We start from the raw sequence: 15,548 nt of genomic DNA, 5'->3' as shown, positions 1-15,548 counted from the left end.
ATCCCTTGCAACTGTGGCGCAGCGCCGGACCTGGGACAATACTGGCCCCCGCCCCGCTCCCTTGTCCCCCAGACCGCCCCGTCCTTCACCGTGCACGCTATGCCCTCCTCCATCGCCCACAGTCCCTGGCGTATGTCCGTTGCGCCGATGATGGACTGGACCGACAGGCACTGCCGCTACCTGCACCGCCTGCTGTCGCGCCACACGCTGCTCTACACCGAGATGGTGACCACCGGTGCGCTGGCGCACGGCGACGTGCAGCGCCATCTGCGCTTTGACGCGGCCGAGCACCCCGTGGCGCTGCAGTTGGGCGGCAGCGAGCCGGCCGACCTGGCGCACTGCGCCCGTCTGGGCGAGCAGTGGGGCTATGACGAGATCAATCTCAACTGCGGCTGCCCCAGCGAGCGTGTGCAGCGCGGCGCTTTCGGCGCCTGCCTGATGAACGAGCCGCAACTGGTCGCCGACTGCGTGAAAGCCATGGTGGACGTGGTTCAGGTCCCGGTCACCGTCAAGCACCGCATCGGGATCGACCAGAACGAAGACTACGGTTTCGTGCGCGACTTCGTGGGCGTGGTGGCCGACGCGGGCTGCCGCGTGTTCATCGTGCATGCGCGCAATGCGTGGCTGAAGGGCCTGTCGCCCAAAGAGAACCGCGAGATTCCCCCGCTGCGCTACGACGTCGCGGCCCGGCTGAAAGCCGACTTCCCGCAACTGACCATCGCCATCAACGGGGGCTTTCAGACCGACGCCGCGGTGCTGCAGGAATTGGCTCGGGTGGATGGCGTGATGGTGGGCCGCGAGGCCTACCACAACCCCTGGTGGCTGGCGCGCTGGGACGAGCAGTTCTTTGGCGCCGCGCCCGCCGCGCTCACGCGCGAGCAGGTCGAGGAAGACATGGTGGCCTACATGGAGCGCGAAGCCACCGCGCACGGCACGCACTGGTATGCGGTGGCGCGCCACATGCTGGGCCTGCGCAACGGCCTGCCCGGCGCGCGACGCTGGCGCCAGGTGTGGAGCGACCACCGCTTGAAACACCTGCCCGCGCGCGAAGTGATGGCCCTGGCGCGCACCAAGCCGGGCGCCACCGCGCCCGATGCACTGCGCGCAAGCGCCGTGCAAGCAGTCGCCCTGCCAACGGAGCCGCTCAGCCTTTGAGGCCCGCCAGCCAGTCCCGCAGCGGCTGCGGCAGCCCGAACAGATAGCCCTGCAGGCCATGGCAGTGGTGAGCGATGAGGAAGTCCGCCTGCTGCCGCGTCTCCACCCCCTCGGCCACCACGCGCAGGCGCAAGTGGCGTGCGACGGAAAGAATGGCCTGCACGATCGCCGCGTCGTTCGCGTCGGAGGGCGCGTCCTGCACGAAGCTGCGGTCGATCTTGAGTTCGTACAGCGGCAGGCGCTTCAGATACGCCAGGCTAGTGTAGTGTTTGATTCTTAATGAAACTTAATTGAGCAACCACGCTCCAATGCTCTACTACGGTTTGCATTGGAGTGAAAAATTGCGAGTTGCCCCGACGATTGTGTTGACGGATGAAGAGGAAAGCGAGCTGAGCCGGCTGGCGCGCTCCAAGCGCACCAGCGTCAGATTGGCCCAGCGCGCCCAGATCGTGCTGCTGGCCGCGCAGGGGCTGCAAAACAAGGATATTGCCGAGCAGCTTGGCATTGGGCGCGTGCAGGTGGCGCGCTGGCGTGAACGCTACCTGCAATTGGGGCTGCAAGGTATCGAGCGCGACTTGCCGCGCGGCGCACCGCCGGTGAAGGTGGATGTGGCCAAGCTTGTGAAGCTAACCACACAGACCAAGCCCGAGGCGGCCACGCACTGGAGCACGCGCACGATGGCCGCTGAGTTGGGCGTCAGCGCCAGCACCGTGATGCGCCATTGGCAGGCCCACGGTCTCAAGCCTCACATCGTGCGCGGCTTCAAGGTCTCGCGCGATCCGCAGTTCGTGCAAAAGCTCGAAGACATCGTGGGGCTTTACATGTCGCCGCCCGAGCATGCGCTGGTGCTGTGCTGCGACGAAAAGAGCCAGGTGCAGGCGCTGGACCGAACGCAGCCCGGGCTGCCGCTCAAGAAGGGGCGCGCGGCCACCATGACGCACGACTACAAGCGCAACGGCACAACCACCTTGTTCGCTGCGCTCAACGTGCTCAACGGTCAGGTCATCGGCCAGTGCCAGCAGCGCCACACCCACATCGAGTGGCTGAAGTTCCTGCGTCAAATCAATCGGGAGACGCCCAAGGACAAGACGCTGCATCTGATCGCCGACAACTACGCCACGCACAAGCATCCAGCTGTGCAGGAGTGGCTGGCCAAGCACCCCAGATTCAACATGCACTTCACGCCGACCTCGGCATCGTGGCTGAACATGGTCGAGCGCTTCTTTCGCGACATCTCCGAGAACCGGCTACGCCGCGGGGTGTTCACCAGCGTGCCCGAACTCGTCTCGGCCATCGATGAGTACATCGCGCATCACAACACCAACCCCAAGCCGTTCATCTGGACCAAGAACGCTCGCGACATCCTGCAAAAGGTCATCCGCGCCAATAGCCGATTAAGTTCCAAACAGAATGCAACACTACACTAGAGTAGCCGGTGCCGAAGTCATCGATGGAAAAGCGCACGCCCAGCGCCACCAGCTCGTGCATGCGCCGGGCGGTGTCCTGCCAGTTCTCCACCAGCAGGCTTTCCGTGACCTCCAGCGTGAGCAGCGCCGCGGGCGCGCCCGTGCTGTGCAGCGCCGCGCGCACCTGCTCCACGAAGTCCGCCTGGCGGAACTGGCGGGGGCTGACATTGACCGAGATCGACAGCGCCCGGCCCTGCTGGTGCAGTTCGGCCAGCGTGGCGCAGGCCTGCTGGATGACACGCGCACCCATGCGCACGATCAACCCCGCCTGTTCCGCCACCGGGATGAACTGCGCCGGCGGCACGAAGCCGCGCTGCGGATGCGGCCAGCGCAGCAGCAGCTCCGCGCCGATGAGCTGGCCGGCGGCATCCACCTGCGGCTGCGCATAGGTCAGCAGCGCGTCGTTGTCGACCGCGCTCTTGAGGTCCTGCAGCAGCGCCAGGCGCTCCTGCGCTGCGGCGTGCATGTCCTGCTCAAAGAAGCACACCTGGTTGCGCCCCCGGTCCTTGGCACAGAACATGGCCGTGTCGGCCTCGCGCAGCAGGTCTTCCACGGCCTCACCGTTCTTGGGAAACAGCGTCACGCCGATGCTGCCGGTACTGCCGTAGTGCACCCCGCCCAGGTCATAGGGCGCATCCAGGCATTCGCGCAGCTGCTGGGCGCGCCGGCAGGCCTGCTCACGCGCAACGGAGGGGGTGTCGCCCAGCCGCGGCACCAGCATGACGAATTCGTCGCTCCCCAGCCGTGCCACGGTCTCCTGCGGCCCGGCCGCGTCCTGCAGGCGCGCGGCGACCTGCACCAGCAGCCCGTCGCCCACACCGTGGCCGCGCGCGTCGTTGATTTCCTTGAAGTTGTCCAGGTCGATGTAGAACAGCGCGCCCATGCCCCCCTGCTGCTGGGCCGTGACCAGTGCATCCTGCAAGCGCTGCAGCAGCAGGCGGCGGTTGGGCAGGCCGGTGAGCGCGTCGAAATACGCGAGCCGGTACATGGCGGCCTCGGCCTCGTGGCGCCGCGTGACGTCGCGCGACAGCGCGATGAAGTGGCGCTGGCCCGGGCCGCCCCCGGTCTGCGGCGCACCGCCCTGCTTGCAGGCCACGGATAGCTCGAACCAATGCTGGCTGCCCCCGATGTCCAGGCTGTACTGCCGCCCTTCGGAATAACCGTACTCGGCCGCCTCGTCCAGCGCAGCCATGCATTCGGCGGCGGCAGCGGGCGGCAACACATCCCCCAGCGTGCGCCCCACCAGCGCCTGGGCGCGCGTGCCGATCAGGTCCGCGCGGGCGGACCGGTAGTGGTGGATGCCTCCCTGTGCGTCCACCTCGAACAGTAGATCGGGCACGGCATTGAGTGTGGCTTCCAGCTCATCGCGCGTGCGGCGCAACTCGCGCGTCATCTCGCGGGCCAGCGCCATGGCCCGCTGTCGCGCGTTCACCTGCTGCCCCACGAACCATCCCGCCAGCAGGCTGAAGGCGGCGCCCAGCAGGGCAACCAGATGGTGTGTGGATCCTTCGAAGCGCTGCTCGAATGAGGGCAGCGGGTACAGCACCAGCGTCCAGCGCCTGCCGCCTACGTCGTAGCTGCGCACGGCCTCCAGCCCGCCATTGACCGCGTGGGATGCATAGTCCGTGCGCGACGCAAACACCAGCACCCCACCCGCCACCGAGGGGCCGTCGTGGATGGCCAGCGCAAGGTCGCTGTCCAGCTCGCGCGCCAGGCCCTGGATTACGTCGTCCATGCGAAATGGCGCGGCCACCCAGCCTGCAATGTTCTGGCGGCGCTGGGCCAGAGTGTCCACGGCAGCGTGTCTGGCATACAGCGGCAGGTACATGACCAGGGAGCTGCCGGCATCTCCTTCGCGGCTGCCCAGCGGGCCCGACAGCGCCAGCGTCCCGGAGTCGCGCGCGCGCAGCAGCGCCTCGCGCCGCGCCGGCTGCAGCATGGCATCCTGTCCCAATTCCTGCTGGTTTTCCGGCGTTTGGGGTGCGATGTGCGTGATCAACGCCTGCCCCGTGCGCGCCCCGGTGGATTCCGCGACGCGCGACAGCAGCGCCACGCCCTGCAGGCCCGGGCGCGTCTGCGGCAGGTGCAAGGCCTCCACATAGGCCTGGAATTCCTGCTGGTCGATGCTGTCGGAGCCTTCGTAGTAGCCCTTGACGCCACGCAACACCATTTCGTAGGCGGCGATGCGGTCCGACAGGTTGGAAACCACGCGGTCCACGGACAAGGCGAAAGCCTGCAGCCGGCGCTCGTCCCGTGCGCGCTCCACACCCTGCCAGACCAAATAGGTGACGGCGAGCAGCAGCAGTGAAAGCACCACTGCTGCAATCATGCCCGGATGCCATGGGGCCCAGTGCTGTGCGAACCCCCTCGGGGCAGCCACCTCTTTATTCATGCGTTTCCAAGCGTCGCATAGCGACCGCCGCAACACAATAGGGAAGCGCCAGATTGCCGTGCGCAGCGCGGCCCGTCTGTGGGACGCGGCCTTGTCCTACCCCGCCGAGGGCCGCCGCAGGCCTTTCCCTGCCTTACCATCCGTGGCTGTCCCTTGACCCCTGCGTCTGCCGTGCCCCTCCCCTCACCCACGACCCATCTCACCCCTGAGGAGTCCGCGTTCCACGCGTTCTATGCGCAGGAGCGCCCGGCGCTGGACCACGCCTGCGCGTTTTACATGGCGCTGCTGCAGTCGCTGCTGTCGCAGGCGCGCCACATCGACATCGCCAAGATCGAAGGGCGCGTGAAGGACCGCGATGAATGCCTGCGCAAGTTTTCGCGCAAGTACCGCGCGGCGCTGGAGGAAAGCGGGGCACCCTATGAAATCCGCCCCTACATCACCGACCTGATCGGCGTGCGCGTGGTCTGCCTGTACGAGGACGAGCTGGAGAAGGTGGCGCAGATCGTCCAGTCGCACTTCGACGTGATCGACGTGACCGACAAGGTCAGCGCCCTGGAGGGCACCGAGGCCTCTTTCGGCTACAAGGGCCTGCACCTGGACCTGCGGCTCAACGCCGTGCAGGCCGCCCTGCCCGAGAACGCCGCCTACGCGGCGCAGCCGTTCGAGCTACAGGTGCGCACCATCATCCAGGACGCGTGGAGCGTGCTGGACCACAAGATCAAGTACAAGAAGTCGATTCCGGCCGAACTCAAGCGCCGCATCAACGTGCTGTCCGCCCTGTTCGAACTGGCGGACCGCGAGTTCCGCCAGATCCGCGATGCCACCGATGCCGAACTGCTCTACGCACCCGACGAGACCACCGAGGCCGAGACCGAAGCCAGCCGAACGCCGGCGCCCGGCAGCGAGCTCAACGCCTTCACGTTCCTGAAGATTGCCCGCCATTTCTTCAAAGACGTGGAGTTCGACGCGCAGAAGGTGGACCTGTTCGTGGACGACATGCGCGCATGGTCACCGGGCATCACGCGTGCCCGCTTCAACACGCTGATGCGTGAAACGATTGCCACCGTCAAGCGCTACAAGCAGTTCTACGAGGCGCAGAACCCCGAGGGCAGCTTCAACCCCTTCACCGTGATCCGCCACTGCCTGTACCTGGGCGACCGGCAGGCGTTTCGCCGCGCGCTGCGCAACAGCTCGCGCGAAGCCTTCGAAGCGTGGTTGCAGGAAAATCCCACCCTGATATAAGTCAAATCGACCTCCAGCGCTTGTCCATCAAGCGCTGACAGCTATCAAAAGCATTGCATCAAGCCCGCCCGCCAATGTCGCGCGCGGGACACTGAATGCGTAGTTGCACGACACGCAAGCAAATGCAACTGCTGATATATTGCACTGCAACATAACTTGGTCCTGCCCCATGCTGTACACCCTCTACGAGACCCAGCGCTCCCTCATGGAGCCCTTCGCCGACCTGGCGCAGGCCGCCGCCAAGTTCTACAGCAACCCGCTGTGGCCGTTCAGCGAGACGCAACTGGCCCATCGCATCTCGGCGGGCTATGAACTGCTGTACCGCCTGTGCAAGGACTACGAGAAACCCGAGTTCGGCATCAGCACCGTGGACGTGGATGGCGTGAGCGTGGCCATCCATGAGCGCGTGGACGTCGACAAGCCTTTCTGCGAACTGCGCCGCTTCAAGCGGTTTTCGGACGACCCGGCCACCTTGCTCAAGCTCAAGGGCCAGCCCGTGGTGCTGATCGTGGCGCCGTTGTCGGGCCACTACGCCACGCTGCTGCGCGACACCGTACGCTCCATGCTGGAGAGCCACAAGGTCTACATCACCGACTGGAAGAACGCGCGCATGGTGCCGCTGCAGGAGGGCGAGTTCCACCTGGACGACTATGTGAACTACGTGCAGGAGTTCATCCGCTACCTGCAGGGCCAATACGGCAACTGCCATGTGATGAGCGTCTGCCAGCCCACCGTGCCGGTACTGGCCGCCGTCTCGCTGATGGCCAGCCGCGGTGAGACCACGCCACTGTCCATGACCATGATGGGCGGCCCCATCGATGCGCGCCGCTCACCCACGGCGGTGAACAACCTGGCCACCCAACACAGCTTGGAGTGGTTCGAGAACAACGTCATCTACCGCGTACCCAGCAAATTCCCCGGCGCCGGCCGCCGCGTGTACCCGGGCTTTCTGCAGCACATGGGCTTCGTGGCCATGAACCCGGACCGGCACGCCAGCAGCCACTACGATTACTTCAAGAACCTCATCAAGGGCGATGACGCCAGCGCCGAGGCCCACCGCAAGTTCTACGACGAGTACAACGCGGTGCTCGACATGGATGCCGACTATTACCTGGAGACCATCAAGACCGTCTTCCAGGACTACAGCCTGGTCAACGGCACCTGGGACGTGCGCTCGCCGGACGGAGCGGTGGAGCGCGTGCGCCCCCAGGACATCACCCAGACCGCGCTGCTGACCATCGAAGGCGAGCTCGACGACATCTCCGGCTCCGGCCAGACCGAGGCGGCGCATGATCTGTGCACCGGCATCGCCGCGGACCGGCGCAACCACCTTGAGGTGAAGGGCGCGGGCCACTACGGCATTTTCAGCGGCCGCCGCTGGCGCGAGCTGGTCTACCCGCAGGTGCGCGACTTCATCCGTGCCAACCAGTCCGCCCAGCCCACGTCACGCCCCCGCCGCGCACGCAGCGCCGCCTGACGCCGGCCATGACCTCCCCCGCAGCGCAGCAGGCGCTCGTCGAGCGCATTGACGCGGCCCTGCCCCAGACCCAGTGCACGCGCTGCGGCTACCCTGACTGCCAGTCCTATGCCGGTGCCATCGCTCGGGGCGAGGCCGAGATCAACCAGTGCCCGCCCGGCGGGGCCCAGGGCATTGCACGCCTGGCCGCCATCACTGGCCGGCCCGAGCTGCCGCTGAGCGCGGCCCATGGAACGGAGGTCCCGCGCGCCGTGGCGGTGATCGACGAGAACTGGTGCATCGGCTGCACGCTGTGCCTCAAGGCCTGCCCCACAGACGCCATCCTGGGCATCAACAAGCGCATGCACACCGTGATCGCGCCACACTGCACGGGCTGCGAACTGTGCCTGCCCGCGTGCCCGGTGGATTGCATCCGCATGGAAAATGCCAGCGGCCAGGCCACTGGCTGGGCCGCATGGTCAGCCCCGCAGGCCGAGCAGGCGCGCGTGCGCTACCAGGCGCGGCAAGAGCGGCTGCAGCGCGAGGAGGCGCAGGCCACCGCCCCCGAACCCGTTCCTCCGGCGCCGGACAACGCGCCCGATCCCAAGCGCGCAGCCATTGCCGCGGCACTGGCGCGCGCCCGCGCGCAGCGCGCCGACCGCGGCTGACGCCGCTGCGCCGGCAGCCCTACCGCTCACGACCGCAGCGGGCTATGGCAATACGGGGCGATACGGCGACAGGCCTGCCGCATCAGGCCGCGAGCGACTTGTAGACGCCACAGCCCAGATAGACATCTCCCGCGCGCTGCACGTAGGACATCTTGGTTTGCACCGCGCCCGTGGCCGGATTGGTGATGTCGTATTCCACCCAGCCCGGCGCGCGTTCGGCCTGGGCCACGATGGCGCTGACCAGCGCATCCCCGGCAATACCGGGAATGTCCTGCACCCGCGTTCCCACTTTGGCGGGATTGCCCCCGAAGGCCAGGTAGGTGCCGCCCGCATCGAGCGCAAACACGTACATGTCGCGGTCGTGGTAGGGCTGTGCAGGGTCGGTCAACGTGCGCAGAAAGGCGTCGCGCGGCAGGCCGCGCTGCACGGCGGCGGCGCGCTGCACCAGGGCCACGGCCTCCTCGGCCGTACCCTGCTGCAGACGAAACGCCAGCACCGCCCGGGACAGGGTGGACGCCCGGCTCTCCAGCGCCTGCGCCTCGCGCAGGGCATCGCTCACCATCTGGGCATTGCGCTGCGTGATCTGGTCCAGTTGCTGCACCGCGGTGCTGATCTCGCGCAGACCCGTGCCCTGTTCATTGACCGAGTGGGAGATTTCGCTCACATGCCCGGCCACGCCACGGATGCCTTGCGCCATGGCCGCAATGCCCTCACCGGCGGTGCGGATCAGCCCCGCGCTGCCCTCCACCTGCCGCACGGACGTGCCAATGAGGTCGCGGATCTCGCGCGCCGCCTCGGCCGAGCGGCCCGCCAGCGTGCGCACCTCGGCTGCCACCACCGCAAAACCCCGGCCCTGCTCGCCCGCGCGTGCCGCTTCCACGGCGGCATTCAGCGCCAGGATGTTGGTTTGGAAGGCGATGCCGTCGATCACCTGGATGATCTCGCCCATGCGACGGGCATCGTTCTGGATGCCCTGCACCGCCTCCACCGCCCGCGCCATCGCCTGGGTGCCCGCCTCAGCGGCTTGGCGCACCTCGCCGGCGCGCTGATCGGCCACGCTAGCCGCCTGCGCGTTGTTGTTCACGGCGGAAGACAGCTCCTCCACGCTGGCCGCGGTCTGCTCCAGGCTGGCGGCCTGTTGTTCGGTCCGGTCGGCCAGTTCGCGGTTGTCCGCCGCCAGGCTTTGACCCGCGTGCGCCACCAGCGCCGCGTTGCTGCGGATGTCGGCCACCATCGACGAGAGCGTGTACACCATGCGGTTGAGTTGCTCGCCCATGTGCGCCAGTTCATCGCGGCCGCGCACTTCGGCCCGGCTGCACAGGTCGCCCTGCGCCGCGCGCTCCATTACGCCGCCCAGCCGCCGCACGTCGCCCGCCACACTGGCCTGGAAAGCCGTGGCCAGATAGGCGGTGGCCAGCACCGCCACGCCACACACGGCCCACGTGGCGCGCGGCCCCCACCCCTGCGCCCCCGCGACGGCCAGCAGTGCCAACACGGCCACGCCTCCCAACAGGGCCAGCTTGGCCGAGAAACGCAGGCGCCGCATGAGCCCTACGCCAGGTCGCAGAATGAATGAAACCGTCATCGCTTTTGTCCCCCTCGATGGCTGAAATGTGCGCCCTGGCGCGTCGCACTGATGAATTGATGCCGTTTGTAACCAAATTTGACGGCTGTGTAGAGCGATCAAACCCTGTAGTTGTTTTTGGGAACGGGTGGCGGGGCCGCGCCCTGTGGCGCCCGGCCGCATCCCTGATAATCGCCCCCCTATGAATCCCCTGCTCTCCCTACTGCAGCCCTATCCGTTCGAGCGGCTGCGACAGCTTTTTGCGGGGGTGACACCCTCGGCCGCTCACCGCGCCATCAGCCTGGGCATCGGCGAGCCACGCCATGCAACGCCGCCGTTCATCCAGGAGGCCCTGGCCGCCAACCTGGCAGGCCTGGCCAGCTACCCCTCCACCGCCGGTGACCCCAGCCTGCGCGAAGCCTGTGCCGGCTGGATGCAGCGGCGCTACCATATTCCCGTCAACCCCGCCACGCAGGTGCTGCCGGTGAACGGTTCGCGCGAGGCGTTGTTCGCATTCGCGCAAACCGTGGTGGACCCCACCCGCGCAGGCGCCACCGTGGTGTGCCCCAACCCGTTCTACCAAATCTATGAAGGCGCCACGCTGCTGGCCGGCGCCACGCCGTACTACGCCCCGAGCGATCCAGCCCGCAACTTTGCCGTGGACTGGGACAGCGTGCCCGAGGAGGTATGGCAGCGCACGCAACTGCTCTTCGTGTGCTCGCCCGGCAACCCCACGGGCGCCGTGATGCCCCTGCCCGAGTGGGAGAAGCTCTTCGCGCTGAGCGACCGTTACGGTTTCGTGATCGCCTCGGACGAGTGCTACAGCGAAATCTACTTCCGCGACGAGCCACCATTGGGCGGCATGGAGGCTGCAGCCAAGCTCGGACGCAGCGACTACCGCAACCTGATCGCCTTCACCAGCCTGTCCAAGCGCAGCAACGTGCCGGGCCTGCGCAGCGGCTTCGTGGCGGGCGACGCGGCACTCATCAAGGCGTTTTTGCTGTACCGCACCTACCACGGCAGTGCCATGGGGCCCGCCGTGCAGGCCGCCAGCGTGGCTGCCTGGAACGATGAGGTGCACGTGGAAGAAAACCGTGCCCTTTACCGCCAGAAGTTCGCCCAGGTCACGCCCATGCTCGCCGAGGTGATGGACGTGCGCCTGCCCGACGCGGGTTTCTACCTCTGGGCCAAGGTGCCCGACGCCCTGGGCATGAGCGATGCGGAGTTCGCCCAGGCCCTGCTGGCTCAATACAATGTCACGGTATTGCCGGGCAGCTATCTCGCCCGCGATTCCGGTGGCGCCAACCCCGGCGCCCAGCGCTTGCGCATGGCCCTTGTGGCCGAGACCGCGGAATGCGCCGAAGCGGCCTCGCGCATCGTGCAATTCATCCAATCCCGTACGTGATTCCATCCATGACCCAACAATTGCAGACCCTGATCGACAACGCCTGGGACAACCGCGCCAGCCTCTCGCCCTCCGCCGCGCCCAAGGAAGTGGTGGATGCCGTCGAGCATGTGATCGCCGAACTCAACAACGGCAGGCTGCGCGTGGCCACGCGCGAGGGCGTGGGCCAGTGGACCGTGCACCAGTGGATCAAGAAGGCCGTGCTGCTGTCGTTCCGCCTGAAGGACAACGAGCTCATGAAGGCCGGCGACCTGGGCTTCTTCGACAAGGTGCCCACCAAGTTCGCCCACCTGTCCGCCGACGAGATGGCCGCCACCGGCGTGCGCGTGGTGCCGCCGGCCGTGGCGCGCCGCGGCAGCTTCATCGCCAAGGGCGCGATCCTGATGCCCAGCTACGTGAACATCGGCGCCTATGTGGACGAAGGCACCATGGTGGACACCTGGGCCACCGTGGGCTCGTGCGCGCAGGTCGGAAAGAACGTGCACCTGTCCGGCGGCGTGGGGCTGGGCGGCGTGCTCGAGCCCCTGCAGGCCAACCCGACCATCATCGAGGACAACTGCTTCATCGGCGCGCGCTCCGAAGTCGTCGAGGGCGTGATCGTCGAAGAGAACTCGGTCATCAGCATGGGCGTGTACATCGGTCAGAGCACGCCGATCTACGACCGCACCACGGGCGAGACCACCTACGGCCGCGTGCCCGCTGGCTCGGTGGTGGTCAGCGGCAACCTACCCAAGGACGGCGGCCGCTACAGCATGTACGCGGCCATCATCGTCAAGAAGGTGGACGCCAAGACCCGCTCCACCACCAGCCTGAACGACCTGCTGCGCGACTGAAGCTACGCCGCACCGGCACTGCACGCATACATAACCAGCACTGAGAGGGAACCAGCATGAGCACGATGGAGCGGATTCTGCGCCTGATGGCCGACAAGAAGGCATCCGATGTCTACCTGTCGGCCAACGCACCGGCGCTGATCAAGATCAACGGCGAATGCGTGCCGATCAACAGCCAGATCCTGCCGCCCGACGCGCCCAAGAACCTGCTGTCCGAGATCGTCCCCCCCGACCGCATCGAAGAGCTGGAAGAGACCGGTGAGCTCAACATGGGTGTGCCGCTCACCGGCGTGGGGCGCTTTCGCGTCAGCGCGATGCGCCAGCGCGGCACCTATGCGGTGGTGATCCGCTTCATCACGCAGAACATCCCGCAGTTGTCCACGCTGCACCTGCCGCCGGTGCTCAGCGAGCTGATCATGGAAAAGCGCGGCCTGATCCTGCTCGTGGGCGCCACGGGCTCGGGCAAGAGCACGACGCTGGCGGCGATGCTGGACGCGCGCAACGAGTCCATGACCGGCCACATCCTCACGGTGGAGGACCCGGTCGAATACCAGTTCAAGAACAAGAAGTCCATCGTCAACCAGCGGGAGATCGGCAGCGACACCCAGTCGCTGCAGACCGCGCTCAAGAACGCGCTACGACAGGCGCCCGACGTGATCCTGATCGGCGAAATCCGCGACCGCGAGACCATGTCCGCCGCCATCGCCTACGCCCAGTCGGGCCACCTGTGCCTGGCCACGCTGCACGGCAACAACAGCTACCACGCCCTCAACCGCATCCTGTCGTTCTATCCCGTGGAGGTGCGCCCCACGATGCTGGGCGACCTGGCGTCCGCGCTCAAGGCCATCATCTCGCAGCGCCTGGTACGCACCACGACCGGCGAGCGCGTGCCCGCGGCGGAGGTCATGCTCAACACCAAGCTGGTGGCTGAGCTGGTGGAAAAGGGCGACTTCTCGGGGATCCGCGAGGCCATGGAAAAATCCATGGCCGAAGGCTCGCAGACCTTCGAGGAAGCGCTGGCCCACCTGATCCTGGAGGGCAAGATCGACCGCAAGGAAGGCCTGGCCTACGCCGATTCCCCCACCAACCTCATGTGGCGCCTGCAAAACGACTTCTCGGCTGCCGCGAAGTCGGCGCGCGCCGTCAACGACGCCGGCCAGCAGTCCGAGGACGATGCCCCCTCGTTCACCGAGATCGTGCTGGACGTCAAGCCCGCCTGAGCCCGTTTCGCGGCCGCTGCACGGCAGTGCGCCGCCTGTACCCATGTCCCCCACCCTGCTACTGACCGAACAGCTCATCGCCCGCCCCTCCGTCACGCCCGACGACGCGGGCTGCCTGGACCTGCTGGCCCGGCGCCTCGCTCCCTTGGGCTTTGCCTGCGAGCGACTGGACAGCGGGCCCGAGAACTTCCGCGTCAGCAATTTGTGGTCAAAACGCAGTGCAGCGCTCTCTGGACAAGCGCAAGCAGCTACCAAAACAGTAGTATTCGCCGGCCACACCGACGTGGTGCCCACGGGCCCCGTGGAGCAGTGGAGCAGCCCGCCGTTCACCCCCACACACCGGGACGGCCGCCTGTACGGCCGCGGCGCGAGTGACATGAAGGCCTCGATCGCCGCATTCGTCGTCGCGGTCGAGGAGTTCCTGGCCGCCACGCCCGACCCGCGCCTGGATATCGCGCTGCTGCTGACCAGCGACGAGGAAGGCCCCTCGGTGGACGGCACCAAGGTGGTCATTGAGCAGTTGCGCGCGCGCGGGGAGCGGCTGGACTGGTGCATCGTGGGCGAGCCTACCTCGGTCGAGCAGACCGGCGACATGATCAAGAACGGCCGCCGCGGCACGCTGTCCGGGCGGCTCACCGTGCGGGGGGTGCAGGGCCACATCGCCTACCCGCAGCTGGCGCGCAACCCCATCCACCAGGCCGTGCCCGCGCTCACCGAGCTCGCCGCCACCGTGTGGGATATGGGCAACGCCTTCTTTCCGCCGACCAGCTGGCAGATGAGCAACATCCACGGCGGCACCGGTGCGACCAACGTGATCCCCGGCCAGGTGGTGATCGACTTCAACTTCCGCTTCAGCACCGAATCGACCGCCGAAGGGCTGCAGCAGCGCGTGCATGCGGTACTGGACCGCCACGGACTGGAATACGACCTGACCTGGACGCTGGGCGGCCAGCCCTTCCTGACCACGCCGGGCGAACTGGTGCAGGCGGTGCAGCAAGCCATCCGCGCCGAGACCGGGTTGGAAACCGAGCTGTCCACCACCGGCGGCACCAGCGACGGGCGCTTCATTGCCCAGATTTGCCCCCAGGTGATCGAGCTGGGCCCGCCCAACGCCAGCATCCACAAGATCGACGAGAACGTGCGCTTGGTCGACATCGAGCCGCTCAAGAACATCTACCGCCGCACGCTCGAGCACCTCAACGCACTGGCGGGTGCATGACCGCGGCAGTCCAGGGCGACACCATCGGGGCGCTGGTCGCCAGCGGCGCAGCGCGCCTCACACAGGCCGGCGTGGCCTTCGGCCACGGCACCGCCAACGCACAGGACGAGGCCGCCTGGCTGGTGCTGTGGCGCCTGGGGCTGCCGCTGGACAGCGTGCTCGACGAGGGTGCTGAAGGTTCAGTGGCAAATCGGCCCGTAACGCCCGCCCATCAAGCGATGGTAGCTACGCTTTTTGAAGAACGCATCGCCACGCGCAAACCGGCTGCCTACCTCACGCGCGAGGCCTGGTTGCAGGGCGTGCCGTTCTACGTGGATGAGCGCGCCATCGTGCCGCGCAGCTTCATTGCCGAACTGCTGGCCGACGGCAGCATCGACGACTGGCTCAGCGACCAGACGCGCCACGTGCTCGACCTGTGCACCGGCAACGGCAGCCTGGCCGTGCTGGCCGCCATGGCGTATCCCGACGTGCAGGTGACGGGCGCCGACCTCTCGCCCGACGCGTTGGCCGTAGCCCGCATCAACGTGGAGCGGCACGGGCTGCAGGAGCGCATCACGCTGGTCGAGTCCGACGGCCTGGCCGCCCTGCCCGGCCCCTGGGACCTGATCCTGTGCAACCCGCCCTACGTCAACGCCGCCAGCATGGCCCAGCTGCCGCCCGAATACCGGGCCGAGCCCGAGCTGGCCCTGTCCGGCAATATGCGCGGCGGCAGCGACGGCATGGACTTCATTCGCCAGCTGTTGGCCGACGCCCCGGCGCGCATGAGCGAAGACGCCGTGCTGGTGCTGGAGATCGGCAACGAACGCGAACACTTCGAGGCCGCCTTTCCCGACCTGCCCGTGTTCTGGCTGGAGACCAGCGCCGGCAGCGACCAGGTGCTGCTGCTCACGCGCCAGGCCCTGCTCCCACTCGCTTCCGCAAAGTGACG

12 protein-coding genes and 1 pseudogene are annotated in these 15,548 nt (G+C 67.2%); 10 read left to right on the top strand and 3 right to left on the bottom strand.

The window, feature by feature from the left end:
* The first annotated feature begins 99 nt into the window (after positions 1-99).
* Positions 100-1,155: a tRNA dihydrouridine(20/20a) synthase DusA gene (gene dusA, locus I3K84_RS03630; RefSeq protein WP_196995536.1), complete on the top strand. Its 1,056-nt coding sequence runs from the start codon at positions 100-102 to the stop codon at positions 1,153-1,155.
* Here dusA and I3K84_RS03625 read toward each other — a convergent pair.
* Positions 1,145-1,420: pseudogene (locus tag I3K84_RS03625) on the bottom strand (EAL domain-containing protein); the annotation flags it as partial. The gene dusA and the pseudogene I3K84_RS03625 sit on opposite strands and share 11 nt — an antisense overlap.
* A gap of 43 nt (positions 1,421-1,463) precedes the next feature.
* On the opposite strand from I3K84_RS03625, the gene I3K84_RS03620 reads away from it, so the two are divergent.
* Positions 1,464-2,582 (top strand): IS630 family transposase, encoded by a 1,119-nt coding sequence (locus tag I3K84_RS03620; protein WP_231403305.1) that lies wholly within the window; start codon positions 1,464-1,466, stop codon positions 2,580-2,582.
* Here I3K84_RS03620 and I3K84_RS03615 read toward each other — a convergent pair.
* Positions 2,530-4,950, bottom strand: a complete 2,421-nt coding sequence (locus tag I3K84_RS03615; protein ID WP_231403406.1) for an EAL domain-containing protein — start codon at positions 4,948-4,950, stop codon at positions 2,530-2,532. The two genes, I3K84_RS03620 and I3K84_RS03615, sit on opposite strands and share 53 nt — an antisense overlap.
* A gap of 234 nt (positions 4,951-5,184) precedes the next feature.
* Here I3K84_RS03615 and I3K84_RS03610 point away from each other — a divergent pair, with 234 nt between their 5' ends.
* From I3K84_RS03610 to I3K84_RS03600, 3 genes are all read left to right on the top strand, one after another.
* Positions 5,185-6,255, top strand: coding sequence for a GTP pyrophosphokinase family protein (locus I3K84_RS03610; RefSeq protein ID WP_172206814.1), 1,071 nt, complete (start codon positions 5,185-5,187; stop codon positions 6,253-6,255).
* A 169-nt stretch (positions 6,256-6,424) separates the two neighbouring features.
* Complete coding sequence (locus I3K84_RS03605; RefSeq protein ID WP_196995535.1) at positions 6,425-7,732, top strand: polyhydroxyalkanoate depolymerase; 1,308 nt, start codon at positions 6,425-6,427, stop codon at positions 7,730-7,732.
* An 8-nt stretch (positions 7,733-7,740) separates the two neighbouring features.
* Complete coding sequence (locus tag I3K84_RS03600) at positions 7,741-8,379, top strand: RnfABCDGE type electron transport complex subunit B (protein WP_196995534.1); 639 nt, start codon at positions 7,741-7,743, stop codon at positions 8,377-8,379.
* Positions 8,380-8,461: 82 nt separating this feature from the next.
* Here the strand turns inward: I3K84_RS03600 and I3K84_RS03595 are convergent, their stop codons facing one another.
* The gene (locus I3K84_RS03595) at positions 8,462-9,925 is read right to left on the bottom strand and encodes a methyl-accepting chemotaxis protein (protein ID WP_196995533.1); all 1,464 of its coding nucleotides are present in this window, start codon (positions 9,923-9,925) and stop codon (positions 8,462-8,464) included.
* A gap of 220 nt (positions 9,926-10,145) precedes the next feature.
* On the opposite strand from I3K84_RS03595, the gene dapC reads away from it, so the two are divergent.
* The 5 genes from dapC to prmB are packed head-to-tail and all read left to right on the top strand — an operon-like array spanning position 10,146 to position 15,546.
* Positions 10,146-11,348, top strand: a complete 1,203-nt coding sequence (gene dapC / locus I3K84_RS03590; RefSeq protein ID WP_047351478.1) for a succinyldiaminopimelate transaminase — start codon at positions 10,146-10,148, stop codon at positions 11,346-11,348.
* An 8-nt stretch (positions 11,349-11,356) separates the two neighbouring features.
* Positions 11,357-12,181 carry a 2,3,4,5-tetrahydropyridine-2,6-dicarboxylate N-succinyltransferase gene (gene dapD, locus I3K84_RS03585; RefSeq protein ID WP_015913412.1) on the top strand — a complete coding sequence of 275 codons (825 nt, stop codon included), beginning with the start codon at positions 11,357-11,359 and terminating at the stop codon, positions 12,179-12,181.
* A gap of 56 nt (positions 12,182-12,237) precedes the next feature.
* Positions 12,238-13,401: a PilT/PilU family type 4a pilus ATPase gene (locus tag I3K84_RS03580; protein WP_011805311.1), complete on the top strand. Its 1,164-nt coding sequence runs from the start codon at positions 12,238-12,240 to the stop codon at positions 13,399-13,401.
* A 43-nt stretch (positions 13,402-13,444) separates the two neighbouring features.
* Positions 13,445-14,620 (top strand): succinyl-diaminopimelate desuccinylase, encoded by a 1,176-nt coding sequence (gene dapE, locus I3K84_RS03575; RefSeq protein WP_011805312.1) that lies wholly within the window; start codon positions 13,445-13,447, stop codon positions 14,618-14,620.
* Entirely contained in the window at positions 14,617-15,546 is a 930-nt protein-coding gene (prmB, locus tag I3K84_RS03570) for a 50S ribosomal protein L3 N(5)-glutamine methyltransferase (RefSeq protein WP_196995532.1), read from the top strand. Before dapE ends, prmB begins: the two co-directional genes overlap by 4 nt.
* The last annotated feature ends 2 nt before the right edge of the window (positions 15,547-15,548 follow it).

Origin of the sequence: Diaphorobacter sp. JS3051, from assembly GCF_015832135.1 — a bacterium.
GTDB lineage: Bacteria > Pseudomonadota > Gammaproteobacteria > Burkholderiales > Burkholderiaceae_C > Diaphorobacter > Diaphorobacter nitroreducens.
Note: the sequence above shows the minus strand (reverse complement) of the source record. Positions and strands in the feature narration are given on the sequence as shown.